The organism is Thiohalomonas denitrificans, from assembly GCF_900102855.1.
Taxonomy (GTDB): Bacteria; Pseudomonadota; Gammaproteobacteria; order Thiohalomonadales; family Thiohalomonadaceae; genus Thiohalomonas; species Thiohalomonas denitrificans.
In genome coordinates this window covers 1-26,105 of sequence record NZ_FMWD01000012.1, presented here as the reverse complement: position 1 = coordinate 26,105, position 26,105 = coordinate 1, and the positions used below count along the sequence as shown (strand labels likewise).

26 protein-coding genes are annotated in these 26,105 nt (G+C 60.8%); 11 read left to right on the top strand and 15 right to left on the bottom strand.

Annotation, left to right across the window (positions count from 1 at the left end; all coding sequences use genetic code 11):
• Positions 1-40: 40 nt before the first annotated feature.
• From BLP65_RS14855 to BLP65_RS14830, 6 genes are all read right to left on the bottom strand, one after another.
• Complete coding sequence (locus BLP65_RS14855; RefSeq protein WP_175452604.1) at positions 41-2,302, bottom strand: sensor domain-containing diguanylate cyclase; 2,262 nt, start codon at positions 2,300-2,302, stop codon at positions 41-43.
• 171 nt (positions 2,303-2,473) lie between these two features.
• Positions 2,474-3,085 carry an ABC-type transport auxiliary lipoprotein family protein gene (locus BLP65_RS14850; RefSeq protein ID WP_092998793.1) on the bottom strand — a complete coding sequence of 204 codons (612 nt, stop codon included), beginning with the start codon at positions 3,083-3,085 and terminating at the stop codon, positions 2,474-2,476.
• Positions 3,082-4,005: an MlaD family protein gene (locus BLP65_RS14845; RefSeq protein ID WP_092998791.1), complete on the bottom strand. Its 924-nt coding sequence runs from the start codon at positions 4,003-4,005 to the stop codon at positions 3,082-3,084. Before BLP65_RS14845 ends, BLP65_RS14850 begins: the two co-directional genes overlap by 4 nt.
• Positions 3,990-4,760: an ABC transporter ATP-binding protein gene (locus tag BLP65_RS14840; protein ID WP_092998789.1), complete on the bottom strand. Its 771-nt coding sequence runs from the start codon at positions 4,758-4,760 to the stop codon at positions 3,990-3,992. Before BLP65_RS14840 ends, BLP65_RS14845 begins: the two co-directional genes overlap by 16 nt.
• A 226-nt stretch (positions 4,761-4,986) precedes the next feature.
• On the bottom strand, positions 4,987-6,120 hold the full coding sequence (locus BLP65_RS14835) for an MlaE family ABC transporter permease (protein ID WP_092998787.1): 1,134 nt from the start codon (positions 6,118-6,120) through the stop codon (positions 4,987-4,989).
• A gap of 229 nt (positions 6,121-6,349) precedes the next feature.
• On the bottom strand, positions 6,350-7,471 hold the full coding sequence (locus BLP65_RS14830) for a CapA family protein (protein ID WP_092998785.1): 1,122 nt from the start codon (positions 7,469-7,471) through the stop codon (positions 6,350-6,352).
• 186 nt (positions 7,472-7,657) lie between these two features.
• On the opposite strand from BLP65_RS14830, the gene BLP65_RS14825 reads away from it, so the two are divergent.
• Positions 7,658-8,212: a YecA/YgfB family protein gene (locus tag BLP65_RS14825; protein ID WP_175452603.1), complete on the top strand. Its 555-nt coding sequence runs from the start codon at positions 7,658-7,660 to the stop codon at positions 8,210-8,212.
• 158 nt (positions 8,213-8,370) lie between these two features.
• Here the strand turns inward: BLP65_RS14825 and BLP65_RS14820 are convergent, their stop codons facing one another.
• From BLP65_RS14820 to BLP65_RS14810, 3 genes are read right to left on the bottom strand one after another with little or no spacing between them, the layout of a single operon-like run.
• The gene (locus tag BLP65_RS14820; RefSeq protein ID WP_092998781.1) at positions 8,371-9,108 is read right to left on the bottom strand and encodes a YceI family protein; all 738 of its coding nucleotides are present in this window, start codon (positions 9,106-9,108) and stop codon (positions 8,371-8,373) included.
• Positions 9,086-9,862, bottom strand: coding sequence for a molybdopterin-binding protein (locus tag BLP65_RS14815; protein WP_217632015.1), 777 nt, complete (start codon positions 9,860-9,862; stop codon positions 9,086-9,088). Before BLP65_RS14815 ends, BLP65_RS14820 begins: the two co-directional genes overlap by 23 nt.
• Positions 9,859-10,698 carry a cytochrome b/b6 domain-containing protein gene (locus BLP65_RS14810; RefSeq protein WP_092998779.1) on the bottom strand — a complete coding sequence of 280 codons (840 nt, stop codon included), beginning with the start codon at positions 10,696-10,698 and terminating at the stop codon, positions 9,859-9,861. The genes BLP65_RS14815 and BLP65_RS14810 overlap by 4 nt, the downstream gene beginning before the upstream one ends.
• A 254-nt stretch (positions 10,699-10,952) precedes the next feature.
• Here BLP65_RS14810 and BLP65_RS14805 point away from each other — a divergent pair, with 254 nt between their 5' ends.
• On the top strand, positions 10,953-12,173 hold the full coding sequence (locus BLP65_RS14805) for an endonuclease/exonuclease/phosphatase family protein (RefSeq protein WP_139181526.1): 1,221 nt from the start codon (positions 10,953-10,955) through the stop codon (positions 12,171-12,173).
• Between the two features lie 108 nt (positions 12,174-12,281).
• A complete protein-coding gene (locus tag BLP65_RS14800; RefSeq protein WP_092998775.1) occupies positions 12,282-13,862 on the top strand; it encodes a phospholipase D-like domain-containing protein in 1,581 nt (526 codons plus the stop codon).
• 28 nt (positions 13,863-13,890) lie between these two features.
• On the opposite strand, the gene BLP65_RS14795 is transcribed toward BLP65_RS14800, so the two are convergent.
• The gene (locus tag BLP65_RS14795; RefSeq protein WP_245688366.1) at positions 13,891-14,391 is read right to left on the bottom strand and encodes a thermonuclease family protein; all 501 of its coding nucleotides are present in this window, start codon (positions 14,389-14,391) and stop codon (positions 13,891-13,893) included.
• A gap of 156 nt (positions 14,392-14,547) precedes the next feature.
• On the opposite strand from BLP65_RS14795, the gene BLP65_RS14790 reads away from it, so the two are divergent.
• The 3 genes from BLP65_RS14790 (at position 14,548) to cydB (ending at position 17,421) form a co-directional block, all read left to right on the top strand.
• Positions 14,548-14,889, top strand: coding sequence for an SPW repeat protein (locus tag BLP65_RS14790; protein WP_092998773.1), 342 nt, complete (start codon positions 14,548-14,550; stop codon positions 14,887-14,889).
• Between the two features lie 147 nt (positions 14,890-15,036).
• Complete coding sequence (locus tag BLP65_RS14785; RefSeq protein ID WP_245688363.1) at positions 15,037-16,422, top strand: cytochrome ubiquinol oxidase subunit I; 1,386 nt, start codon at positions 15,037-15,039, stop codon at positions 16,420-16,422.
• 3 nt (positions 16,423-16,425) lie between these two features.
• Positions 16,426-17,421 carry a cytochrome d ubiquinol oxidase subunit II gene (gene cydB / locus BLP65_RS14780; RefSeq protein WP_092998771.1) on the top strand — a complete coding sequence of 332 codons (996 nt, stop codon included), beginning with the start codon at positions 16,426-16,428 and terminating at the stop codon, positions 17,419-17,421.
• A 51-nt stretch (positions 17,422-17,472) separates the two neighbouring features.
• Here cydB and BLP65_RS14775 read toward each other — a convergent pair whose 3' ends face one another.
• On the bottom strand, positions 17,473-17,994 hold the full coding sequence (locus tag BLP65_RS14775; RefSeq protein ID WP_092998769.1) for a hypothetical protein: 522 nt from the start codon (positions 17,992-17,994) through the stop codon (positions 17,473-17,475).
• Between the two features lie 120 nt (positions 17,995-18,114).
• A complete protein-coding gene (locus BLP65_RS14770) occupies positions 18,115-19,350 on the bottom strand; it encodes an App1 family protein (protein ID WP_245688361.1) in 1,236 nt (411 codons plus the stop codon).
• A gap of 186 nt (positions 19,351-19,536) precedes the next feature.
• Here BLP65_RS14770 and BLP65_RS14765 point away from each other — a divergent pair, with 186 nt between their 5' ends.
• The 5 genes from BLP65_RS14765 to BLP65_RS14745 all read left to right on the top strand — a co-directional run bounded on the left by BLP65_RS14765 (position 19,537) and on the right by BLP65_RS14745 (position 22,540).
• On the top strand, positions 19,537-20,085 hold the full coding sequence (locus BLP65_RS14765) for a hypothetical protein (RefSeq protein ID WP_092998767.1): 549 nt from the start codon (positions 19,537-19,539) through the stop codon (positions 20,083-20,085).
• Between the two features lie 19 nt (positions 20,086-20,104).
• On the top strand, positions 20,105-20,497 hold the full coding sequence (locus BLP65_RS14760) for a phage holin family protein (RefSeq protein ID WP_092998765.1): 393 nt from the start codon (positions 20,105-20,107) through the stop codon (positions 20,495-20,497).
• 6 nt (positions 20,498-20,503) lie between these two features.
• A complete protein-coding gene (locus BLP65_RS14755) occupies positions 20,504-21,352 on the top strand; it encodes a DUF3618 domain-containing protein (protein WP_092998763.1) in 849 nt (282 codons plus the stop codon).
• A gap of 202 nt (positions 21,353-21,554) precedes the next feature.
• The gene (locus tag BLP65_RS14750) at positions 21,555-22,154 is read left to right on the top strand and encodes a methyltransferase (protein WP_217632014.1); all 600 of its coding nucleotides are present in this window, start codon (positions 21,555-21,557) and stop codon (positions 22,152-22,154) included.
• 44 nt (positions 22,155-22,198) lie between these two features.
• Positions 22,199-22,540, top strand: coding sequence for a TraR/DksA family transcriptional regulator (locus BLP65_RS14745; RefSeq protein ID WP_092998759.1), 342 nt, complete (start codon positions 22,199-22,201; stop codon positions 22,538-22,540).
• A 149-nt stretch (positions 22,541-22,689) separates the two neighbouring features.
• Here BLP65_RS14745 and BLP65_RS14740 read toward each other — a convergent pair whose 3' ends face one another.
• From BLP65_RS14740 to BLP65_RS14730, 3 genes are all read right to left on the bottom strand, one after another.
• Positions 22,690-23,541 (bottom strand): universal stress protein, encoded by an 852-nt coding sequence (locus BLP65_RS14740; RefSeq protein WP_092998757.1) that lies wholly within the window; start codon positions 23,539-23,541, stop codon positions 22,690-22,692.
• Between the two features lie 229 nt (positions 23,542-23,770).
• Positions 23,771-25,249, bottom strand: coding sequence for a SulP family inorganic anion transporter (locus BLP65_RS14735; RefSeq protein WP_092998755.1), 1,479 nt, complete (start codon positions 25,247-25,249; stop codon positions 23,771-23,773).
• 675 nt (positions 25,250-25,924) lie between these two features.
• A partial coding sequence (locus BLP65_RS14730) for a transposase (RefSeq protein ID WP_175452602.1) occupies positions 25,925-26,105 on the bottom strand: 181 nt, incomplete at its 5' end.

Here is a 26,105-nt window from a genome sequence, read left to right as displayed (position 1 = left end):
ATTGTTTTCCCGTGAACGGCGTTTGAATTCCGTTTCAACGTCAACCCCTATGGACGCAGTTGCGGCCCGCGTGCTTGGCGGCATAGAGGGCGTTGTCCACCCGCTTCAGCAGGGTGTCGGCGCCTTCACGGGGCTGGTACTCGGCAATTCCGAAGCTGGCGGTAATGGTTCCCACCGGTGAAAACCGTGCCCGTTCCAGTTCGACCCGAAGTTTCTCCGCCAGGAACCGGCCACTCTCCAGCTGCGTTTCGGGCGTGAGAATGACGAACTCCTCTCCACCCCAACGGGCAAGAACATCGGCCGAACGCACTGCATTTTGCAGACACGAGGCGACATGCTTGAGGGCTCGATCGCCTACGTCGTGACCGTGAGCGTCGTTGACCGATTTGAAATCGTCGATATCCAGCAGTATCAGCGTCACCGGGCACTCATAGCGATCCGCGCGATCCAGCTCGCGCTCCAGGTGTTCAGTGAAACAGTGCCGGTTTAACAGCCCGGTGAGAAAATCGTGGCAGGCACGGCGCTCCATCTCGGCCTCCAGGGCCTTACGGTTACTGATGTCCATTCCCACGCCGACGATTGCGGCCCGTGTATGCTCGGGCTCGTCTATGGGCATGGCATTGATGACGTAAGGCACCTTCCGTCCCGTAAGGGTCTGCAGTTCCACCTCGATGGAAACCCCCGCAACCCTGGCGGCGGTGAATGCCTCGACACAGGCCTCGAAATCGCTTGGGGCCGCCAGATCGGTCAGCCGCATCTGTGCCAGGGCCTCGGAGGTGTAGCCCAATTCCCGTTCGAAATTGACATTCCAACGCAGTAGTCGTCCCGAGAAATCCAGAAGAAAAAATATTTCCGGAAGGCTGTTGATGACGGCATTGGCAAACTGTTTTTCCCGCACCGCGATCTGCTCCGCTGCGGTTTCCGCCTCTTTTCGATCGCTGATGTCGCGGCAAATAGTGGCGAGAAAAGCGGGTTTCCCCGAGCCATCCCGCGGTGCCAGGATGACCTGGGACACCGGCAGATTCCGGTTTTCCATGCGAATGACGCCTTCGGACTGCCAGATGCCTTCCCGCAGCGCCGTCGGAATCCCTTCCCGTCGGATCCGTTCGGAGGCCTCATCAGAAAACAGGCGGCAGGAAGCGTAGTCACTGATACCGCAGTGTTCCAGAAGCGCCCGGGCCCGGCCGTTGAAGTAGTTGGGGGTGGCGTCCACATCACCGATACAGACGTAATCCGGGCTGGCCTCGACTACGGCCGCCAGGCGCTGACGCTCCTGATCCGCGAGCTCGCGCTCGATGATGCCCGCCAAGGAGTCGGAAACGGCACGGACGAAGGCCGATTCGGCGTCGTCTTGAATATGGCCCGCCGGAACATAGAGGTTGAGGACACCGAGCACGCCTTCACTGGAGAGGATCGGCTGGCAATAATGGCCATGATCGGTGATGCCGTCGAATCGAACCGGGTGATCGTCGCCCAGGTGCTGGCGGAAAACGGTGGCACCCTGTGCTGCCGCCTGGCCGCAAAGACAGTATCCGAAAGGAACGCTGTCGCACAGGCACTGTAACTCGGGATTCAGATGGCGCTGTGCCACCAGGCGCAGTTCCCGGCCCCGGGCCAGAAAAACAGACCCCTCTTTTTCAAGCCCGAGCCAGGAGACCTCGAACAGGATATCGAGAACCTTGTCCAACTTTTCGACCAGGGAAATCGGGCGCAGGCCCAGACTTAGGATCCGGCTGAGGGCTTCCTGCGCCTCTTTTTCATTACGCAGCGCCCTCTCCACACTCCGGTGGTTCTTTTTCAGGCGAAGGGAATAGATGCCGGCCGAAAGCTTGTCCGCCAGCTCGCCGAGCTCTTCAGCTTCCCGCTGATCGAAACTCCCGGTACGGGAGGCGAGGATGACGAGAGCACCGTAGGTCTCTTTGTTCCAGCGCAAGGGCAGAGCGATACAGGAGCGACTGTTCCCAAAATCAGCTTTATCGCACCCAGGTATGGAGGAGTCGCTATCACTGCGGACAATGACCGTTTTGCCAGTGCGGATCGCAGTAGTGGCGGGGCCGCTACCCGCGCACGAAGAGGCCCGGCCGGTGCACACCTGGGCCAGGTAGCCGGATTCGTATCCTGCGTGCGCCATTGGTCGCAAGACCTGATTCGCCCCGTCCTCGCCAGGGTAGGCAACCCATGCAAAACGGTATGCGCCGTGATGTACAGTGATGTCGCATATGCCCTGGAGCAAATCCGCCTCGCACCCGGCCGAAGTCAGTACTTCGGTCGCGGCACGGACTGTGGCCAGTGCCCGATTCATGCAGGACTCCACTCCCCCTTTTGTCTCCATCCACAATCCTTATCCGACCGTTCCTTGTGAACTGCTTCGGTTGCTCCGGCTACCAGACCGCCACAGCAGGAATGAGTATAGCTTGAACTTGCCATTCGGAAACGCCGGCAAATCGCCTTGGCATCCGGGGACAAAAACCGGTTAGTCTGTCTTTTGCAGGGGCTTCAGCCCCGTCCGTGAGAGCTGCACGACCTGGGGCAGCAGACGTTCCAGGGCACGGTTCGCCGCCACGACTCCGCCATACGCATCATCTGTCGGGGCCGGCTCGGACGTCCGCAGGATACGATTGGCAATAATCTCTCCACTGGCCACATCAACGACCTGGACGCGTAGCGCCAATTCGAGCCGACTGGTATCACGACGGAAGTCGTGGATGAGATAAAGCAGCCGGGTCTGCAAACGCAAATCAGCCGGCAACCGTTGGGAGCTGTCCAGGACCGCACTAAACAAACCGGCACTCTCCAGCGCCTCAACCAGCAGCGGCTGCAACATCTTCGGCAGCGGGGCGGCCCATTCACTGAAGGCGAAGTAGGCCAGTTCGAAAGGCTGCTCCCGATAGGCCATGCCCGTAGTGCTGAATCCGGGACTGGCAACCGGCGTTGCCACCTCGATCACGGGGCCGTCGGCGTCCACCGAACACACACTCGGCTCTACCGCCAGCGTATAGGTCATGGTGGAGGGAGTGCGGCTCGGCAAACTGCACCCGGTCAGTAACAGGGCGATCAGCAAGGGCATGGTGATGTGACGGATCATGGTCTCTCTCCGGGCCCCGGCGTAGGCTCCCGACCGAACAGCAGCATGGAGGGACTTCTTTCGAGTTGCCGGGTGAAGCTGTTCAGGGTCTCGCTGAGAGAGGAAAGATCGCCGAGCAGGCGTTCGGCGCGTGGGGCGAGTTCGGCCTGCAAACTATCGGTGGTTTCGCCAACTCCCGAGGCAGCCTGATCGATGGTCTCCATTGCCTGGCGGGCACCCTCCACTGCCTGTCGGGTTTCGGTCAGCAGGGACGGGAGGGCCTCGTTGGCGCGCGCCGTGAACTGTTCCGTGTGGGAGAGCGTGCGCCCCAGCGTCCGGGTTTGTTCTGCAAGCTTTCCCGTCATGGTATCCAGGTTGGCAAGCGTGCGGTCTACTGCACGAAGATTATCTTCGCTGAGCAGTGTGGCCGTTCGCTCGGTGATCCGCGCCAGATCGACCGAAGCGCTACGAAGCTGCTCCATCAGCTCCGGCAACAGCTCCTCCAGGCTTGCCGTCAGTGAGGGTCGGGTAGAGATCACCGGATAGGGATGCTGCTCGGATGTGCGAGTAAGTGGCGGACTATCGGGACTGCCTCCGGTCAGGTTGACGAACTTCAATCCGGTGATATAGCTCTGGTATTCGATCAGGGCCTCGGTATCCTCCTTCACGGGCGTGTCCTGTTTCACCTCGAGTAGCAGCCGCACCCGCTGGGGGTCCTGTGGATCGAGACTGATGTTCGCTACACGACCTACGCTGACGCCGTGATAAGTCACCGGTGCGCCGATATTCAGCCCATCGACCGACTGTGAAGTAAAGGCGACATAGCGGTGCATCTCCGGCTGGAGGCCACCCGCTGCAAACCACAGGATGGAGATGCCAAGGCCGCCGCCCAGCAAAATGACAAACAATCCCACCAGCATATAGTTCACCCGGGGTTCCACGCAGCCTCCCTGGCACCACGACCACGGTTACCCTGGAAATAGGCCTGAACCAGGGGGTGCCCACTCCCGCTTATCTCCTCCATCGTCCCGCCCGCCAGAATCCGCCCTTCCCCGAGAAAGATGGCCCGATCCGCAGCCCGCCAGAGAGTGTCCAGATCATGGGTGATCATCACCACGGTAAGGCCCAGCGAATCACGCAGCTGCAAAATGAGTTCGTCCAGCGCATCAGCGCTTGCCGGGTCCAGCCCGGCCGTCGGCTCATCGAGAAACAGCAGTTCCGGATCCAGGGCCAGGGCACGGGCCAGGGCCGCGCGCTTCAGCATTCCGCCGCTCAACTGGGACGGCAGCTTGCGTCCGCTCTCGGAAGCCAGGCCCACCAGAGCGAGCTTCAGACAGCCGAGCTCATGGCGAAGCCGGGGCGACAGCGTAGTGTGTTCGAGGAGGGGCGCCTCCACGTTCTGCTGGACGGTCAGGCTGCTGAACAGGGCGCCGTGCTGAAACAGGACGCCGGTTCGCTGCCGCAAACCCTCCTTTTCCGCCCGCCGCGACGCCTCACCAAAGATCCTGATCGTCCCGGCGGTCGGTTCCTGCAACAGCAGGGCCTCCCGCAGCAGCACCGTCTTGCCCGAGCCGCTGCCACCCACAACGGCGAAGATCTCCCCCCGTCGGACCTCGAAGTTGAGGTCTTCGTGGATGCAGTCGCCTGCAAAGCAGGTATGCAGGTTACGCACCTCCAGGACGTATTCGTTCACCATCACAAAAGCGGCCAATGTTCTGTAGGGGCGAGTGCCCCCCTTAACGGTAGTAAAAACCACTCGCTAGGAACCTGTCCGAGAATAGCGGGCGTCACGAGGGCAAGACTGATTGAGTCAGATCTTTCGGTCATTTGCGGCGAATAGTGGTTCTATTTAACGAGAATGAGCGGGAAATCTGGCCAATCAGGCTTGGCCGCAGCAGGTCAGTCTATTCTCCGACAGGCTCCTAGATTCCAAACCAGCTGAAGAGTACAGAGAACGCCGCATCGGCGACGATTACCAGAAAGATAGACTGAACGACGCTGAGGGTGGTCTGCCGGCCGACGCTGTCGGCCGCGCCGGTAACCCGGAACCCCTGAAAACAGCCTACGGTGGCGATAATTACGGCAAACACCGGCGCCTTGACCAGGCCCAGCACAAAAGACGACATGGAGATGGCCTCGGGGATGCGGTCGAGAAACGATTGGAAGCTGATGTCGAGCAGCGATTTGGCCATCAGCATGGCCCCGAAGATTCCGGTCACGTCGGCCAGCAGGGTTAGCAACGGCAGAGTGATCACGAGCCCCAGAACCCGCGGCAGCACCAGTAAATCGAACGGGGGAATACCAATCGTGCGTAACGCATCCAGCTCTTCGGTGACCTTCATGGTGCCGATTTCAGCGGTATAGGCGGCACCGGTGCGTCCCGCAACGATGACAGCGGTCATCAAAGAGGCCAGCTCCCGAAAAATGGTGAGGGCGGTGAGGTCGACGATGTAGATATTGGCGCCGTAGATCCGCAACTGCACGCTGCCCTGGTAGGCCAGCGTGACCCCCAGAAGAAAAGAGAGCAACGCAACAATCGGCACCGCACGGACGCCGGCCTCCTCCACTTCCGCGAGGATGAGTCGCAGGCGCAGATGCCGCGGCCGCATCAAACGATTGAAAAGTGCGGCGGCGGACTCTCCGATGAAACCGAGCAGTGCACCGGACACCTTCAGATGATCATGGCTGGCACGGCCGAGCTGCTCCAGTGTGCCCTGACGCCTCGGCGGCTCCACCGGCCGGATCTCCAAGCGCCGCGACTGCACTAGATCGAACAGGGTCCGCCGATGCCCCTCCAGGTGCTCAATCCGCCACTCCCGTTGCTGACTCTCCAGTGCCCCGATCAGCTTTCCCAGCGACCAGGCGCCGGCAGTGTCCAGCGCCTGCAGTTCACCGGCGTCGATGATCACCGCCCGACCCGACCACCATCCCGGCGACGGCATGAGATCATCGAGCGACGCAACGGCGGTGGTTACCCAGTAGCCGGTCAGGCGCACGCGCGGGCGCTCGTCCTCGAAAACCAGTCCGGCACTCTTTGGCGGTAATCGTGCGGTCATGGACCGGCCCGGCTACTCACCGCAGGCGCCTGCAGTGGAGAACTGGTAACCACGGGGTGAAACGAGTTGTTCGGGTTATTTCCCCCGTGCGCCCCCGTGTTCCCCGTGGTGGGCTGCGGAGCGGCAAGTAGTCCTGGCAATGAATTCATGGAAAGTATCCGAAAATCGGGGAATCTACCGATTGAGGATAGACACCCCGTTTTGCGAACGTTTGAAACACCCGCGCGGATCAGTCGGTCCAGAGCTCTCCTTCGCGCAGGATCACACCCGCACCGAAACGGCCCATCTCCCGGTCCAGCACCGATGCCAGCCATTCGGTCTCTTCCGGCCCGGCCCGTTCCAGACGGAAGCGGCGGGTGCGCATCGGGACCATTCGCAGGCGTTCCAGGCTGCCCGTGCCGGGATCCAGAAAGGGGAAATACATCAGCGACAGATCGCCACGATAGGCGTCATGGCCGCCGATACCTTCGTAGTCGTTGAGAAAATCCCCGCAGCCGTAAAGGATCAGTCGCCCCTGATGGATCTCGAATCCTTTGATGTGGTGTGAAGAGTGGCCGTGAATCAGGTCAAAACCGGCCTTCTCGATCAAGGCGCGGGCAAAGGTCTGCTGTTCCACAGAGATGTCGTAACCCCAGTTGCCGCCCCAGTGAATGGAGGCGATGCAGAAGTCGCCCGGTGCGGCGTATTCCCGCTTCTTTTCGGCCAGTCGCTGCACGTTTCCTTCCGAAAGCGCGTCCAGACGGTTGACTCCGGCGCGCTCCTCTCCGGCCGCCCAATCATCAGGGATGCCGCTGCTGCCGGTCCCCAGCCCGAACACCAGTAGACGCTGCCCCCCCGGGAGGTCCAGCACTGCCGGCGCCGCAGCCTCCTCCCGGTTGCGTCCCGCCCCGGCCAGCTTCAGGCCGGCGTGCCGCAGCGTCTCCAGGGTCTCCTCCAGCCCGCTGTAGCCCCAGTCCATGACGTGGTTGTTGGCAAGAACACAGCAGTCGATATGAGCCGCTGTGAGGCAGGGGGTATTGCCTGGATGCATTCGGTAGTTGATACCTTTGCGGGGCCAGTAATCGGGGCTGGTGGTAATGCTGGTCTCGAGATTGATGATCCGGGCGTCGGGAGCGGCCGCCCCCAGCACATCGAGGGCATCGCCCCAGATGTAACCGAAATCCACCGGACGCGGGATCGGGCCGTTGGCGATTTCAGCGAGCTTCAGGTAGTCGCGGGCATCGCGCACATAGGGTTCATGGATAACCGGATCACCAGCATGAGGGAGTATCTGGTCGATGCCCCGCCCGGTCATGACGTCGCCGCAAAGAAAAAACTGCAGCTGTCTCCGCCCGGTCTTTGTTTTCGCCATGGAGATACCTTCTGCCATGCGCCTGTTCGAAGTCTCAGAGGTGCGGACCCGGGTGTCAAAGTGAAGGTTTTTTCCAACCGTCTGCAACATACGCGCTTTCATCGCCCGAAAATGGCACGGGGCGGGCCCGAATGCTTTACAATCCAGCGAATACCGGCCATCCCACCCATTGACTCCGGATGCATCATGACTGCTGACACTGGACTATCCGAGCAGGAACTTGTGGAACTCGACGACTTCCTGCTCTCCGAGGCGTGCGACGACGATGCACTGTCGGTCGATGAGGCGCACGGTTTTCTGACCGCACTGATTGTCGGACCCGAGCCGGTGGCGAGCGAGGCCTGGCTCCGGGCGGTTTGGGGGGAACCGCGTTTCGCCGATGAGGAGCAGGCGAAGCAGATGACCGACAAGCTGGTGCGTCTCTACGACAACATCGAGGCGACCCTCCGGGAGGGCCATCCTTTCGAACCGCTGGTGGTCGAGGAGGAGGAAGAGGGCGAGACCTTCGAGGCCTACGAGGGCTGGTGTTTCGGCTTCATGCTCGGGGTCGAGGAGCAGGAGGCACAATGGAACCCCCTGCCCAAGGATCCGCAGGCACTGCTTGCACCCATGGGCCAGCTGGCGCTGCTGACCTCGGACGAGGAGGAGCCCGATATGGACGAGGCCGAGTACGAGGCCTGGGTCGAATTGCTGCCCGGCGCGGTCGCGGGACTCTACGCCTTCTGGCACCGGGACATGTAAGGGCACTTCTAGTAATCCAACACGGTTCTGCTCGCGGCCGTTTTGTTCGCTGGCAAGGCGCAGCGAGCGATGTGTGGTTATTCTACATGAGCGAGCTGCAACGCAGTCCAGCGGACAAAACGGCCCGAGCCCGGAGGGTTGGATTACTAGAAGTGCCCTTAACCACCCAACGCCTCGGCGATCAGCCGGAAACGGAAATCGAGTTGGTCCTTCACCCTCAGGCCGCCACCCAGTGCGGAAAACGGCTCGATGCCGAACTCGCTCTGGTGCAGCGAAAAGGAGCCACGGGCCTCGATGGTATCCGATGAACCGGTCAGCGTGACGGGTATCTCCAACCGACGGGTCTGTCCGTGCAGCGTGAGATCAACCGCGAGCCGCAGGACATCTCCGTCACGCGACGCCAACGGCTCGGCACGCAGCCGGACCCAGGGATAGCGCTCCGCTTCCAGCACCTCGACAAGCATGTTTCGGCGAGTGCCGCGAATGTCTTCCTGAGTCAATTCGCTCTCGAACCCCGCTGACGCACGTATCTCCGGTTCATCGACCTCCAGGTCGTAGACCGATAGATAGAGATCCACCTGCCCGGTTTCGGCCCCTTCCCCTCTTTGCACATAACCCTCCAGGCGTTGGGTCGAGACCGTATGGGCGTGGCCGAGCGTGGGGGCGAGAGGGCCTTCGGGAAGGACGTCGACCACCATCACTGAGCGCTCCGGATCGATGCGATAGACCTGAGCCCCCTCGGCCGCAGCCTGCCGGTAGGCCTGTTCGGGAAATCCCGCAGGCGGCCCCACCGGGGGCGGTTTCTCGACCGGCGGCGAGACAGGGGCACAGCCCGCCAGCAGTAGGGCCGCGACCGACCACACAGTCAACCCTTTAAATACCCGTATACCACTCATAGCCACGATCCTCCCAGTAACCGCCTTTACCGCCGCGTATCTCACCCAGTTTTTCGACCAGTTCAATACGGTCAATGTACTTGGCCATCTTGTAGCCCAACTGGCGCTCTGCCCGAAGCCGCAGGGGCGCCCCGTAGGGAACCGGCAACGACTCATCGTTCCAGTCGTAGGCAAGCAGGGTCTGCGGATGGTAGGCCTCTTCGAAATCGATACTCTCGTAGTATTTGGCGCCGCTCGGTTCCATGGTGTCGAAGCAGTAGAACACCACGTAACGGGCTTCCGGGCGCGGCCGGACCAGCTCCAGCAAGGCCGCCAGTCGGACGCCCCGCCACTTGGCAATTGCGCTCCAGCCCTCGACACAGTCATGGCGGGTGATCTGGGTCCGGGCGGGCATCGCCCGCAACTGCTCCAGTGATAACCGTATCGGACGCTCTACCAGGCCGCCGACTTCGAGGCGCCAGGGGGCAAAACCTGCCGCAGCCAGCTGTCGGTAATCCGTATCAATGGGGAAGCGGGTGCCGTTGCTGGGGAACCGGGGCGACAGGTCGGCCTCGGTGAATTCACGCGCCATGGAGGTCCGGCTGGCGAGCAGGTGGTGCAGACGCTCGTTCAGCGTCTCGGCGCGGGCCAGCAGGCGCGGGAACCACTCGGTTCGAGAAAGGCCATCGCAGCCGCTTAAAAGGGGCAGCAGCGACAATCCTCCCATGTGCCGAAGGAAGCGGCGCCGTCCGCCGGTAGACCTTGCCTTTTTCATCCCTTGCCCCCCTTGATTCGCAGCCGCCCGATGATCATGGCGCGCAGTTGGTTCAACGGGCCGACAAACACGACCATGGCAACATGAACAAGCACGAACAGCACCAGCGCAAAGGCGACAAGAAAATGCAGACTACGCGCCGACTGGCGCCCCCCGAACAGGTCGAGCAGCCACGGGAATACGCTATTCAGCCAGGGAGACATGGTCAGTCCGGTCAAGATGATGAGCGGCCCGGCCAGGAAGATTACGCCGAGATAGCTCAGCTTCTGCAGCGGGTTGTAACCGCCCGCGACCTCGGCCCGCAGGCGGCGGGGACTGAGGTGCCGGAGGAGCGAGGTCCCGAATCCCTTCAGTTCAGTGCGGCGCAGCAGCAGATCCCGACGAAGGTGCCCTGTGATGATGATATAGACGACGTAGAACAGGCCATTGATCACAAACAGCCAGGCAAAAAAGAGGTGCCATCGGCGCCCCATGGCAAGCCAGCGGGTACTCGGAATCGTGGCCCATCCGGGGAACGCTCTCTGCTCGAGTGTGCCTGCGGGGCCTTCCGAAACACCGAGTATGCCGGTGGTATCGAATTCGCGGCTAAACAGTCGGGTATAACCGCGTAGCTGCCCAGAAGCGGCCAACCGCGCACTGAACTCGAGCCAGGCAGCGTCCGGGTCGGAACGACTGCCCCAGTAAAGGGAGGGATGCGCATTGAGGATCTGCAATCCGCTTCCGAGCATGAACGTCAGGAACAGTACATTCAGCCAGTGGGTGACCCGCACCGTCGCCGTATGACGGTAGACTTCGCCTCGAGCCTTGTGATCGGGTTCGGGCTTCGCGGATTCCATAGGCGCTCCGGAACTTTGGAGGTTCGGCTTTGCCGAAGGTATAGCCCAAAAGCCATTCGCAGCCGAAAAAAGAATGCACCCGGACGACCTGCACTTGCGTTCCCCTGGATAGCGTACGTACATTCATCTGCCTACTATCCTGTGCGGAAGTTCACTGCCATGTGAACCCGTCGCAAGAAGCCCGATTGCTGCACCGGTAAGGTCTGCGAAACCCTGAAACCCTGGAAGCCGCCGCTTACGTGATTCACCGTCTTTTGAGAACCTACCTCCGATGGTTTTTCCTGATCCTCCTCCCGGTAACCGGGGTCCTGGGGCTTCCGCTTTTGCACCACGTACAGATGCCGAGCGCGTTCGGTCAGGCCACCACTGTCGGTGAATGTGCTCAACTGCCCCCGGACTGGCTGGCCGGCGGTGCCCTTCCGGAATCCACTTTTCTGAACAATGCGCCACCCCTTCGGGCGGTCACCTTCAATCTCCACTCGGGCCTCGGCCCGGATTGGCAGCTATGGGTCGACCGCGCCACGGCAGAGCAAAACCTGCGCCGCATCGCACGCCGGATCGCGAGCGCGGCCCCCGCGAATGCACCGGTCGATGTGGTGAGCCTCAACGAGGTGGATTTCGACTCCCGTCGCAGCGGCTGGCTGGATCAGGCGGCGTTTCTGGCCGCAGAGCTGGAAAAACTGACCGGCTATGCTTACCGGATACGGAGAGGCGAGACTTGGAGCCGCGATATCCCCGGGCTGGAGGTGCGATTCGGGAACGCGCTGCTATCGCGCCACCCCATCCTGGAAACCCGGGACTGCCTGCTTGGTTCGGATTGCCCCGGCGTGCCATCGGCCTCACCGCGGCAGGCCGGTTGGCTGGGTTCAATGGAGGAACCACGCGGCGTGCTCAAGGCACGGATCGCCGTCGCCGGCCGAGAGCTCGATCTGCTGGTGACTCACCTTGAGCCGTTTGTTCCGGAGCGGCGCGAACGCCAGGCTGCCGAGGTGCTGGCCCGATTTGTCGAAAACGACGTACCGACCGTGTTGATGGGAGACATCAATGCAGTACCCAGCCCAATGACAGCTATGCGGCGGCATTTCGCGGCGGATCGGACCCATGACGTACTCTCCAGTGGTCCGCTGATCGATGCCCGGCTCTGGGTGGCTGCCCGTGATGCGGTCAAGTTGGAAACCTGGGCGACCTACCCCGCAGGGGCTCCGCAGTGGCCGCTGGATGCGGTATTCGCCACCCCGGATCTGTTGCCATCGGAAGTGACCGTGCTCGATAGCGAGGCCTCGGACCACCACGGGCTGGCGGTCCGCTATAAGTGGGCGACGGCACCGACCATGGTTGGCTATAGCGCCTGGCGCGATAGCCTGCGGCGCAACCAGTGGACCCGGATTCTGGCCTGCGATCTGGCGGGCGACGAGTCCGAGCGGATTCGGCGCCTGGAGCGACTCACTTCCATGACCGGGGGAAGTGCATCGTAACCCGGGATCAAATCGCTCGGCGGATATCCTCGACACAGAAAGCCTGACCACACAGATGGGGTAGTGCGGAATTTCTCCGAAGCCGAATCGACCGGGACAGGGAATGGCATGAAGCGTCTGCTTCGCACGATATCGATGATGGCTGCCGTGCTGGCCCTGTTATGGGGCGCCGGAAATCTGCTGCTGGAGGTGCAGCTTCCAACCGCCCCGGAAGGGCGCGGCGCCTTCCCGGACCCCATGGATCCGGAGATGAACCTCTCCGATGTATTTCTCGCGCTACCCGCCGCGAATGGGAGTGAACAGAGCCGCGTCGCGTTGCTGGATGACAATGCAACAGCATGGCTCACTCGCTGGCGGCTTCTGGCCGAAGCCCGGCAAAGCATCGACGTCAGCTATTTTATTCTCAAGCAGGATGTCTTCGGCGCCGCTCTGCTGGGGCACCTGATTAAAAAGGCGCGGGAAGGCGTGCGTATCCGAGTGCTGCTCGATGCCATGGGCACCGAAATGTCCCGGGACAGGCGCGGCAACGGCTATCTCGGGGTTCTGGTACGAACACCGGGCGTGCAGGTGCGGGTCTACCGGCCGCTCAAATACCGCTACCTCGATGCCTTCCTGACCCTCAACCCGGCAGCAGTCATCGCCAGCGATCACGACAAAATCCTGGTCGTGGATGGTCGGCGTGCGCTTACTGGCGGGCGCAATATCTCCCGGGAATACTTTAGCCCGCCAGCCGATGACCCGACTGCCTTTCACGATACGGACGTCCTCCTCGCCGGCAGGCAGATTGCAGCAGCCATGACGACGGCCTTCGAGGCACAGTTCACGAGTGGAGAAGCGAAACCGATGCAGAGCGGGGCACTGCATCTCGATGGCTCCGAGGACGACCTGCTCGAGGCCTACCAGTTGATGGATGAATGGCTGCGAGGGCTCGGGCTACCGGACAGGACCGCGGATATCGAGCAGACCTGGGCTCACCAGCTACAAGGCATGCCCGGCCTGCACGGAATCCTCGACTCTGAATCCCCGGGGTACGAATCGACACGCGTACGGCTGCTGAACAGTCGCACACGACTAATCAACCCCAATGATGCCATCACCCGCAGTCTTATTCGATTGATCCGCAGCGCCCGAGAAGAGATCTTCATCCAGAGTCCCTATCTGGTGCTGCTCAAGGACGCCGCCGAACTGCTGGAGGAGGCTGCCGAGCGGGGCGTGCGCATCACCATCCTGACCAACGGTCCCGCCGCCCGGGACCGCGCCATCGGCCAAGCCTTTTTCTTTGATCAGTGGCCACGGCTGCTCCAGCGGATCCCCTCATTACAGTTGTATGTGGGCGGAGACCGCCACAATCTCCACAGCAAGATCGCCGTCGTGGATCGGCGGGTTTCGCTGGTCGGCACCTATAATTTTGATCCACTGAGCATGCTGGTCAATAGTGAACTGGTGATCGTCGCCGATTCCGAAGCACTGGCGGAACGTGTACTCGAAAAGCCGGAACGACTGATGGCCGCCGGACCACCGCGGACCTACCGCTATCTGCTCGCGCCGGCCGGCGATCAGACCGATGCTCCTGCAATGATTGAATTCGGGCCTACGGACCACTGGCAAGCGAAACAGTGGCCCGCCGTCGCCGCCTACCAATACTGGCTGATCAAACCGCTACGGGTACTGGATACGCCGCTGCTGTAATCCCCCGGCCCTCCAATCGCTTCCCCCGTTATCGGTTTGGTGCTCCAGGTCTACTGGCTTGGGGAATCCCCCAGATCCCGATATTGCGGTGACGAGCCACGCGCTCCTGGGCATGATATTCGAAAGGAGCTTCGGGGCGGGCCATCGCCCATCCATTCTTCAACAGGAAAGACGCCAGATCTTCGCCCTCGGCAAAGGGGGCACCGTCGGTCATGCACTGCGCCTCTATGCTCCCGTCCGGTCTCGTGTCCATAGTGCGACAGCGGATAAAACCCTCCACTTTGAGGGACAACGCCAGTACCGGACGCGGACCACAGCGCACCGGGCGCATGAACGTAAAACAGGTTTCATCCTCCAGGGGAATGTGAATGCCCCACAAGTAAACCGTTCGATTCCCCACGCCTATGCTGCCGTCGTCCCGCACAAACCCCAGTCCACCAAAGCTCTGGGCATAAACCCCGGAGCCAAACAGTAACGATAACAGTACGACCCACCTGAAAAGCATGCGATGAAATGCGTTTGCAACCATGCGACAAACCTGTCCGGAAAAAGACCGATGAACGCCACTCCGGTATTACTAAAAAGCGTAGCCCTTGCGGTTGCGGTGTTTCGCGCTAGCGTTCCCGATAGAGGCATTGGCCGTTCGGATTTCCCGACCGTCCTCTGAGCTTCAAGGAGGTGTGCCATGGAACAGAGGCAGCGCTGGCAGGACTGGGTAAGCCTGATACTTGGTATCTGGCTCTTCCTTTCACCATTTTTCGGAATCGGCATTGTCGAAACAGCAGCATGGAACTCGTGGATTTTCGGTGCTGTGGTTGCCGTGATGTCCGCCTGGGCCCTCGCCCGCCCGCAGATTTGGGAGGAGTGGATCAATCTGGTGGTAGGCATCTGGATCCTCATTGCCCCATTCGTGCTGGCATTCACTGCGGAGAACGCCGCGATGTGGAATCACGTCATCGTAGGATTTATCGTGGCGGCCGATGCAGTCTGGGTGATGTCCCAGAGGCCGGTGCGGCGCCAGGCGTAACAGGCCACCGGCGAGGCCAAAACGGCCTCGCCACCTTTTTTCCCTCCCGAGCATACACTCGCCCAGGCCGGGGCCGCGGCCTTTGCACTCCTGAACTTTCTAACGTCTATCTTTGATGGCACGGTATGGAGAGACAGGAGTGCGACCTTGGAACACATCGCCGATCCGGTATTTCTATCGCGCTTTCAGATGGCGTTTACCCTGGCGTTTCACATTCTCTTCCCAACACTGACGATCGGCCTCTCGATCTTTCTGGTTGCACTGCACGGTGCGTGGCTGCGCACCCATGACCACGCCTACATGGTGTTGTTCCGGTTCTGGATGAAGATTTTCGGCCTTGCATTCGGCGTCGGCGTGGTCTCCGGCATCGTGCTTTCGTTCGAATTCGGCACCAACTTCAATGGATTCTCCCGCACCACCGGCAATGTACTGGCGCCGCTGCTCTCCTATGAAGTACTGATGGCGTTTTTTCTCGAAGCCAGCTTTCTCCCCATCCTGCTGTTCGGCTGGGGCAAGGTCGGCCCCCGGTTGCATTTTTTCGCCACCGTCATGGTCGCGATTGGTACGGTGCTGTCGGCTTTCTGGATACTCTCGGCCAACTCGTGGATGCATACGCCGGTAGGTTATACCCTGCGTGACGGCATTTTTTTCCCCGATGACTGGTGGACCGTCGTCTTCAATCCGTCGTTTCCCTATCGCCTTGCGCACATGCTGAATGCCTCCCTGTTGACAGTGGCATTTGTGGTGGCAGGGGTCTCCGCGTGGTACCTGCTTCGTGACCGCCACATCGACCTGTCACAGCGCACACTCTCCATGGCCATGTGGACCGCCTTGATTGTGGCGCCCGGACAAGTTCTTATTGGAGACTTGCACGGTCTGAACACGCTCGAACATCAACCGGTCAAGGTCGCTGCCATGGAGGGGCTGTGGGAGACCCGTGCCCACGCCCCTTTCGTGATTTTCGGGATACCGGATGAGGACCAGGAGAAGAATCGGTACGCACTGGAAATACCGGGCGCAAGCAGCTTCATTCTGAAGCACGACCCGGCGGCCGTGGTGCAGGGACTCGACAGCGTAGGCCCGGAAGAGCGCCCTCCGGTAGGCCCCGTGTTCTGGTCTTTTCGGGTGATGCTCTACATCGGCTTTTTCCTGCTGGGGATGGCACTGCTCGGCACGCTCCTGCGAGTGCGCCGCCGACTCTATGACAGCCGCTGGTTCCTTCAGCTGCTGGTCGTTGCCAGTCCCCTCGGCTTCGTGGCGGTAATCGCCGGCTGGTTCGTTACCGAAATCGGTCGCCAGCCATGGGTAGTGCAGGGCTTGTTGCGAACCATTGACTCGGCTACCCCATTGCCACTCTCTTCGGTTGCGGGTTCGCTGATAATGTTCGTAGCGGTCTACAACCTGCTGTTGGGCGCCTTTCTGTTTTTCCTCTATCGCCTGGTGAAGCGCGGACCCGATGAGCAAGTTCCCTCCGAAGGTATCCCGGGGGCCCCCCGTACTGCCTGGTTTCCATCAGCACCGAAGGAGAGATAACGCATGGATTGGGTCATCGTCGCCGCGGGTATCCTGCTGCTTGCCATCGGCATGTATGTCATCCTTGATGGCTTTGATCTGGGAGTCGGCATCCTTTTTCCCTTTGTCCCGGACGATGCGGATCGCGACAGAATGATCGCCACGATCTCACCGGTTTGGGATGGTAACGAGACCTGGCTGGTACTGGGCGGTGTCACCCTGTTTTCCGCCTTTCCGCTGGCCTATTCAGTGGTGCTGCCAGCACTCTACGCCGGAGTGATGGTGCTGTTGGCGGCACTGGTGTTTCGCGGCGTGGCGTTCGAGTTTCGCCCCAGAGCCGAGAAACGCCATCTCTGGAACTACGCCTTCTTTTTTGCCTCTGCCATTGCGGCCTTTGCTCAGGGACTCGTTCTGGGTGGTTTCGTGGAAGGCTTCGAGGTCGAAGAGGGTCGCTATATCGGCGGGACATTTGGCTGGTTGACCCCGTTCAGTCTGATGACGGGCCTGGCCCTGGTGAATGGTTATGCGCTGCTGGGAGCAACCTGGCTGATCCTGAAAACCGAAGGGCCGTTGCAGGAGTGGTGTTTTCGGGCCGGCCGGGTTTTACTGGTCGGCATGAGTTTCTTCATCGTGCTGGTCAGTATCTGGACACCCCTGGTGCAACCGGAGATCGCCGCCCTCTGGTTTACGCTGCCGAATCTGTTCTACCTCTCCCCGATCCCCCTGTTGACCGCCTGGTGCGTCTGGCGTGCATGGCACCTGCTATCGGTTCGCCGTGAGCGGGGGCCATTCCCCTTTGCCATTGCACTGTTCCTGCTCGCCTACGCGGGTCTCGGTGTCAGTCTATGGCCCTACGTGGTCCCCCGTCACTACACCATCTGGGACGCCGCCTCGCCACCGGAAAGCCTGTCCTTCATGCTTATCGGCGTGCTCCTGCTGTTGCCGCTGGTGCTGGGCTATACAGTTCACGTCTATCGCGTATTTCGCGGCAAGGTGACCCAACATACGGGTTACCATTGAGGCACTTCCGATTCGGTCCCGGCCCGATCCGTAACCGGTCGTAGCTGCGGTTCAGTCGTCGTCGTGCTCGCGGTCTTCATCATGGTCCCGGTTGCGGGGGCGGCCGAAGGCGTGCTGACTATCGAATACAAATTGTGGAACAAGCCCCGGCACACTGGCCCCGTCTTTGGCAACCAGTACCGCACCGTTCAGCGGAAGTTTCGGATCGGAGCCATCCCGGGTGTAGGGCATGGTCACCAACCGGCCATCGACAGTTGCCACCATCAGTTCATTGGCTAATCCTGCCTGGAGATTGTAATAGGCACCTGTCGGCAGATGTTCGGTGATCACCGACTCGCCGAGTTTGTCCATCTTCATCAACGGCACCACCCGACCCTCCGGATCCTCGTACAGAGATCGCTGCTCGCCGTCCGGTCCGGTGGCAAGCAGTCGTATGACTCGAACGAAGACAGCGGGGACCGTCTGGTTTGCAGGCCCAACGTCGGCCCGTATCCCCTCGTCACCGGCCCATGCGGATCCCTGCGCCCCGGGCAGGGCGATAGCGGTAACAAACATCAGTAGCAGCAATTTCATCGGTGCACTCCTCTGTGACTCGTAACCAGTTTAGGGTCGAGCCGATGAAATGAAGCTGAATAACCGAAACCGAAAACGGGAACAGCGGGTGGAGTGCCGGGCAGTGGTCTCGTCGTCCGGTTATTTCGGTCGATTCTTTTCGGTCTCCACCACTACATCGGGGATTTCGATTCCGTGTTGCTGCTCACCGAGCTCCCTTTCCACTAATTCACGTGCACGCACTGGATCCCTTCCGGTAACGGTCACCCGCCGCTGGAGGTGTGGTTCGGCGCTCTCCTCCTCCCGCTCCTCCTCCTCGAGAATGCGTTCAAGCGCTTCGGGTGCAAGCAGGCCGTGCGCTTCGGCATGCCTGGCCATCGCGAAGCTATCGGCAGCCAGGACCAGAGTGCTCCCCGCAGCTGCGATCTGTTCGGCCAGTTGTTTGATCGCGCCGACGCGTTTCGGACCCAGGCTCACATTGCGGATATAGACGGCGCTCACCCGCCCCGGATACTCCTGCACGATTCGGGTGTACACCTCCGGGTCTTGCTGGCCACTGTCACCCACCAGAACGAAGGGCATGTCCGCATAGAGCGCGAGCATGGTTCTGATCAGATCGAGCTTGTGCCCTTCGTCCCGGCGCGGAAACGGGCGCAGGGGGGAGAGCCCCCATTCGCGCAGGAACATGATCGGACCGACCGGAATGTTGTGCAGCTGAAAGAATTCCTCGAGGAGTTCATACAGTCCCCAGGGGCCGCGTGAGACGTAGAGAATCGGATTGTGCTCCCCGCCACCCGGTCCCTCGTGCAGGCCACGATAGAGGGCGCTTACACCGGGAAAGGCGGTGCGACTCTTCGGCCCCTGCATGAAGAGCCGCCACAGCATGCCTATCTTGTTGGCGACACCGGTAAAGACGACCGTGTCGTCGATGTCGCTGATAATCACGTGACGTGCTGAATCGGGGGGAATGTAGACCTGACCTTCGGTGTCGCTCTCCGGCTCCGGTGGCTGGACCAGCCTGAGTGCGACACTGTGCCAGTGCTGGTTCGCAGGCGCCTGTCGCGTTCGCAGATGGATACGGAAATAGCCGTCCCGATCGGTATTCACCCGCTGTTCGGTGCCACCGAAACTCGCCCGGACAATGACATCGGCCTGGCCCCGCCGCATCACCCGCCGGCCAATATCGCCCACATCGCCCAACAGGCTTCCCTCGCGCCCAAACAACGGTCCGGCCTGACGATATACCCGCCCCATCAGGCAGATTTCCTGACGTGTGCCATAGCCGCGATAGGGCTGGATAATCAGCCCCCGCCGTCGCGCCTCGCCCCTCACCGGGCTGGAGAGGATGTGCATGGCTTGTCGAAATGCCTTCAGCAAAACCAAAGAACCTCCTGAGCGGGACAAGCCGCTTTGCGATACGGAATAGTCGGACGCTATACGCAATCCATAGCAGAAAGGCCGCCTCCTGGTGGTCCATGCGTACTTTCACCGATTTCCATTTCTCTCTTTTTGAACAACGCTCTGGATAGAATCCTTCGCAACACCAAGGACAAGGAGGCAGAAATGGAAACGGGTCATCAAGGAAAAACCACCGGCGAATCGCCCCGGGCGGCGGCTGAGGAAGTTGCGGAAGTCGCACGTGAGCAATCCCGGGCCGTACTGGAACAGGCTCGCCGGAGCGGTTTCGGTATCGTGGATGAGCAGCGGCGTGTGTTCGCACGCTATGCGGAGCATTGGGCGTCGGCTATGCATTCGGCCGCCTCGCACCTGGAAAGGGAGGGTGACGAATCGTCCAGCCATTACGCCCACTGGGCAGGGGACGGGCTGGAGCGGCTTTCGCGAAACCTGTCGTCGGGTGACAGTCAGGAACTCATCGATCGCACGACGGACTTCGCGCGGGCGCGCCCGGCGATCTTCATGGGTGGTGCCGTTCTCGCCGGGATCGCGCTCTCCCAGGTGTTCAAGTCAGCGCGTCCATCCGGAGGGGAGCGATCTTCGGCAGTGACTGCATCGCCGCCCCACGGGGTCCAGACCGGGGCTGGTGAAAGCTACCCCCGGGCCGAGGCCGAATACGGCGAGCTGGAAACCCGCAAACCCGGAGCTCCGCACTAAGTTTAAGGAGGAAGTGATCATGGCCAATTCGGATAAATCGCTGGCGTCGTTGATCGCCGATCTCTCGCGTGAAACATCGACGTTGGTACGGGACGAGGTGCACCTGGCAAAAGCGGAAATGAGTGAAAAGGTCGATCAGGTCACGAGCGGTGCCGTGTCCATCCTCACCGGTGCGCTGGTTGCCTTTAGTGGCCTGCTGGTGTTGCTCTGGGCTGCTACCGTGGTACTTGCAGAGCTGATTGAACCTTGGACGACCCAACCCTGGGTGGCACCGTTGATTGTGGGCGTGGTAGTCGCTCTGGTGGGATTGATAATCCTGCAAAGCGGTCGCAAGAAAGTCTCGGCCGAGGGACTGAAACCTCACCACACAATCGACTCTTTCAAACGGGATCGACAGGTACTGAAGGGGTAACAAATCATGAGCGAACGGACGGCATACGAACGGCATCCCGGTGGTAACGGTCAGGCTGGCCGACCGATGACTCCGGAGGAAATCGAGCGCGACCTCGAGGATACCCGTCAGGAAATGAACGCCACTCTGGAGGAACTGACAAGGCGTTTCACACCCGAATCCATAATGCATGTAATCGCCGATTATGTTCAGAAGTCCGGCACCAAGGAGTTTGCCGGCAATTTGTCGGAAGACATCCGTCGCAATCCGTTGCCGGTAGCACTGACAGGGATCGGGATCGGCTGGCTGGCAATGAACTCGAGGAAACCGCCCGAATCCCCTGAGGAACGAGAGGCCAGGATCGCCAGGGCTGCCGAGAAGCGAGAGGCGAAGGCCGCCAGGGCTGCTGAGAAACGGGAGAAGGTACAGGCTCGGGCCGAGGAGACCCGGCAACGAATGGCCGAGAAGGCTGGTCAGACGCGAGAGCGCGCAGAGGCACTGCGGGAGCAAGGGCGCCTTTGGATGACCCGGGCCTCCCGGAGCGGCAGCGACTTGCGCGATCAGACCGGACGCATGTTCCAGGAGCAACCCCTGGTGCTGGGCGCCATCGGGGTGGCTCTCGGGGCCCTGTTCGGGGCGGCAATGCCACGCGCGAAAGCATCGCCCAAGGCACAGGAGACCGGGGAACGGCTCAGTGAGAAGGTCAGCGAGACCGCCGGTAGCCGCGCCTCCAGTGCTGCACAACAGGCGGAAGAGAAGATTCGGCAGGCCGGTCAGGCGGCAAGCTCCTCCATCGAGGAGAGCGAGCGACGTGCCAAAGAGCAGACTCGCGAGCATGAGGAAAAAAAGGGTCCGGGCGGACCACTGCCACACTGAGTGTGTCCGGCTCGGCCGATAGCGCTTCGGCCGAGCCGTCCGCCTGAGGTCGTTCTCACGCCGCGGCCTGCAAGTGCCGTGATCGGCGGCCAGCGGATTCACAACAGGGTGCATACGGGATAAGCTAGGTGCCTGATGCCTGCAAATCCGGTATTGCCTGATGTACTTTGACGGGGCGCACTCACAAGCGATGATGCCCCGGATGACCTCGTTACACGAGGCCCGTCTGGATCATGCCTATCATCGAATCAAGGCCACCGGCGCATCACGGATACTGGATCTGGGGTGCGGTTCAGGCGCTTTGCTCCATCACCTGGTCCGCGATGAACAGTTTGAGGATATCGTGGGGATCGAAACCTCCGGCCACGCATTGCTCCAGGCCAGGGATAACCTCTCGGACTATCTGCAAGGCACATCGACCCGACTGCGTTTGATCCGGGGATCTTATGCGGATTCACAGACAGCACTAACCGGTTTCGATGCCGCCGCGATGGTGGAAACCATAGAGCATGTGAAACCCGGAGCCCTCTCCGGTGTCGAACGGTCCGTGTTTGGCCAAATACGCCCGGGCGTGGTGTTCATGACGACACCGAACCGCGAATACAACCCGCTCTTCGGCCTGGCACCCGGCGAGTTTCGCGAGCAGGACCACCAATTCGAATGGGACCGGGCCAAATTCCGCAGCTGGGTTGCGGGTGTTGCGTGCCGTAACGGCTATCGGGTTACCGTCGGCGGTTTCGGCGATTACCATCCCGATGTGGGCCATCCGACACAGACTGCCTTTTTCGAGCGCCTCGATTAAGGCGGACGCTCAACACCTCCGCCGCAACGGAAGAGCCCCGGAAAATGCCCGATATCGAACATTTCCGCGCACGGCTCCTGCAGGAGCGTGAAAAAATCCTCTCACTGCAGGCAACCCGCGATGCCTCTACGGCAACCGTCAAACTGGATCAATCCAGTGTCGGCCGACTTTCGAGAATGGATGCGCTTCAGCAGCAAGCAATGGCCCAAAACGCCAGTCAGCGGGTCGATTTGGCGTTACGCCGGATTGAGGGGGCACTGCGACGCTGCGACGACGGGAGCTACGGCTACTGCATTGATTGCGACGAGCCGATCAACGAACGCCGCCTGGAATTCGACCCGACAGCAGCTCTTTGCATTACCTGTGCCGAGGCCCGGGGCGGCTGAACCACGGGGTACACGTTCTTCACCAATCCGGGGGCCTGCGAAGCGGCGGGTGAGGCTCGCAAAGACAGCAGGGCAAGTTCTTCGGAGTCAGTGCCAAAACAGAGCAACCACGACAGGGGCAGTTACTCACGAGGCGTGTGGTGGAGCTATCAGCGCAGCAACAATACCGGCACGTTGGCGCTCCGGACCACGCTGGTGGTCGTACTGCCGACCAGGAACTGTCGGATCCGTGAGTGGCCATAGGCACCCATGATCAGCATATCGATGTCGTGCTCCTTGCGGTATTCACAGAGAACGGATTCGACTTCACCGGGAAGAATGGTTGCCGGCGCCTCGAAGCCTGCGGCCTCCAACGTCTCTTTGGCCCAGTTCAGCTCTGCCTGGGTATCGGCGTCCTCTGCTCCCACCATCACCACGTGACAGGGGAGGCCACGAAACAGCGGGCTGGATGCCACCATTTCGACACCCTTGCGGGTCGTGGCACTGCCGTCAAAGGCAATCATGACGCGCCCGGGCTCCTGAAACAGCGGCGTTGTAACCAGGATGGGGCGGTGCATGATGCGCACCACGTTTTCCAGGTGGCTCCCGATGTGTTCACCGACACTGTCGCCATCCCGGCCCTGCTTGCCGATCACCAGGAGACGGATTTCCTCTTCCATCTCGGTCAGGGTCTCGACCAGATCCCCATGGCGCTGGCGGGTAGCGGGATCCGCGACGCCATCTTCAATCGCCCTCTCGCGTGCAGCCTCCAGCATCAGCCGCCCCTGCTCCAGGGCGAGCTTGCCGCGTTTCTCGTCCAGGTCGGCCAGCTCTTCCAGCAGTGCCTCACGGCTACCCAGTCCGATATTGCCACTGAGATTGCTTTGCGCCGGGTACTCGGACTTGTCCAGTACATGCAGGAAGTTCAGTGGCGCCTCCATGCGCAGGCTGGCCCAGGCCGCATAGTCACAGACCGCAGGGGATGCACTGGAGCCGTCGATACAGGCGGTAACGTTGGTCATGTTTTGATGGTCTCCGTGAAGCTGAATGGCATCGCCCCGGCTGATTACCGCCGATGAATCGTAGGGTCTTGAAACAGTGAGACCCGTTGTACCATCCCATGGCCGACAATAGAACCTTGCCCCAGAACAACCGCATAACCGAAGCGGGCGGCGGATGGGGAATGAGAGAACCGGGAAGAATTCACCTGTCGCGGCTTCCGCCGCTCCTCGAGTGAGGACGCCGGTTCCGTCAGTGCCCCATCAATTCGTCCACGACCTCCGGCTTGTCATGCACGGCAAAGCGGTCGACGATGGTGGCACTCGCCTTGTTGAGACCGATGATCTCCACTTCGGTACCTTCACGACGGAACTTGATGACCACCTTATCGAGGGCACCGACCGCGGTGATGTCCCAGAAATGCGCCTGGCAGACATCGATCACCACATGTTCAATCGCCTCCTTGAAGTCGAAGAACTCCACGAACTTGTCCGCCGATGCGAAGAAGACCTGACCGACCACCCGGTAGGTTCGGCGGCTGCCGTCCTCGCTCAACTCGGTTTTTACATACTTGAACTGCCCCACCTTGTTGGCGAAGAACAGGGAGGCCAGCAGTACCCCGACAAAAACGCCATAGGCGAGATTGTGGGTGCCGACCACCACCGCCACCGTAGTGACCATGACGATGCTGGAGCTGGGTGGATGCTTCTTCAGGTTGCGCAGCGAATCCCAGCTGAAGGTACCGATCGCCACCATAATCATCACCGCCACCAGGGCCGCCATGGGGATCTGCGAGACCCATTCGCCCATGAACACCACCATCAGCAGCAACACCATACCGGCGGTAAACGTCGAGAGCCGGCCACGGCCACCCGATTTCACGTTGATTACCGACTGGCCGATCATCGCGCAGCCGGCCATCCCACCCAGCAGCCCCGAGCCGATATTGGCGATCCCCTGCCCCTTGCATTCACGGTTCTTGTCGCTGGAGGTGTCCGTCAGGTCATCAATGATGGTGGCGGTCATCATGGACTCCAGCAGACCGACCACGGCCAGGGAGAGGGAGTAGGGGAAAATGATGCTCAGGGTCTCTAACGTCAGCGGCACGTCGGGCCACAGGAACACCGGCAGGGTATCCGGTAGCTCGCCCATATCCCCCACCGTGCGAATCTCCAGATCCAGGAACAGGGCAATGGCAGTCAGTACCACGATGGTTACCAGCGGCGACGGAATGCTCTTGGTGATGTAGGGAAAGAGATAGATGATGCCCAGCCCGGCGGCGGTCATGGCATACACGTGCCAGGTCACGTTGGTCAGCTCCGGCAGCTGCGCCATGAAGATGAGGATCGCCAGGGCATTGACGAAGCCGGTCACCACCGAACGCGAGACAAAACGCATCAGCGAGCCGAGCTGCAGGTAGCCGGCGCCGATCTGCAGAACCCCGGTCAACAGCGTGGCCGCCAGCAGGTATTCCAGCCCGTGCTCTTTGACCAGCGTGATCATCAGCAGCGCCATGGCGCCCGTGGCCGCGGAAATCATGCCCGGCCGACCACCCACAAAGGCGATGACCACGGCGATACAGAAGGAGGCGTACAGGCCGACCTTGGGATCAACACCGGCGATGATGGAAAAGGCAATCGCTTCCGGGATGAGGGCCAGGGCAACCACCACGCCGGCAAGGACGTCGCCACGGATATTCATCAGCCAGTCTTTTCTGAGCGTCTCGAGCATTTATGTTTCCAGAGTCCGTGCGGTTCACCATCACGAGCAAAAAGGACCCCGTCCATTCCTGCCAACGGGCACAGGACGGATTCCTGACAGCTCTGGTGGGACCGGTGTTCTTGTGTCTTCGAAAATCGAGGGGCGTTATGTAACGCCATCCGTGACCGAAAGCGGCCCCGTGTCCGCGGCTGGTACTGCGGATCCGGATCGATTTCGGTCGGATCGGGCTGAATCGAGGGCGTGGATGCCGGCAAGGCATCACCGTGCAGCGGTTCGGCCGGAAGGAGTGTGTGTGCGCTAGGGCGGAGTCATAGGGCGCGCACTATGAGGGTTTTCTAATATTTTGACAAGGTCTAAATCTATAAGAAAAGCTTATGGTCGCCATTCGGAACTGCCTACCTTCCGACCGTGCGTCCGAGACAGTAGCCTAAGGCGCAAGGTATCAAGGCCGGTTGAGTGGTTTTTCTCCTGAGTAGCGGCCTTGGATAAGCACTTCTGTTGAACGGACGCAGAACCAGTCATCGATCTGAGGATGACCGCTTCCGACCGATTCTGTTGAAAAACCAGGGTCAAATTTGCCGTCAGGCAGTATCAAAAGGAAGAGCGCGAGGGGTGTTTTTCTTGTTTTTGCCACCAGCCGGCCTGGATGGTGGGTTGGGATGGTGTTTTTTGGGTGGATTCGTCTCAAGTAGGCGCACCTATCCTATGGGTAGGCGGAGGTTGCCCCAACATTTTGGCTAGCTTCCGAAGATTCTGTGCCGTGGCTGCGAGGAGAAATTCGTCTTGCGCCCCGCTTAATCCTCGCAGTCGTAGCCGGTCGAGCTTCATAATGCGTTTGAGGTGCGCAAATAGCATCTCGACCTTT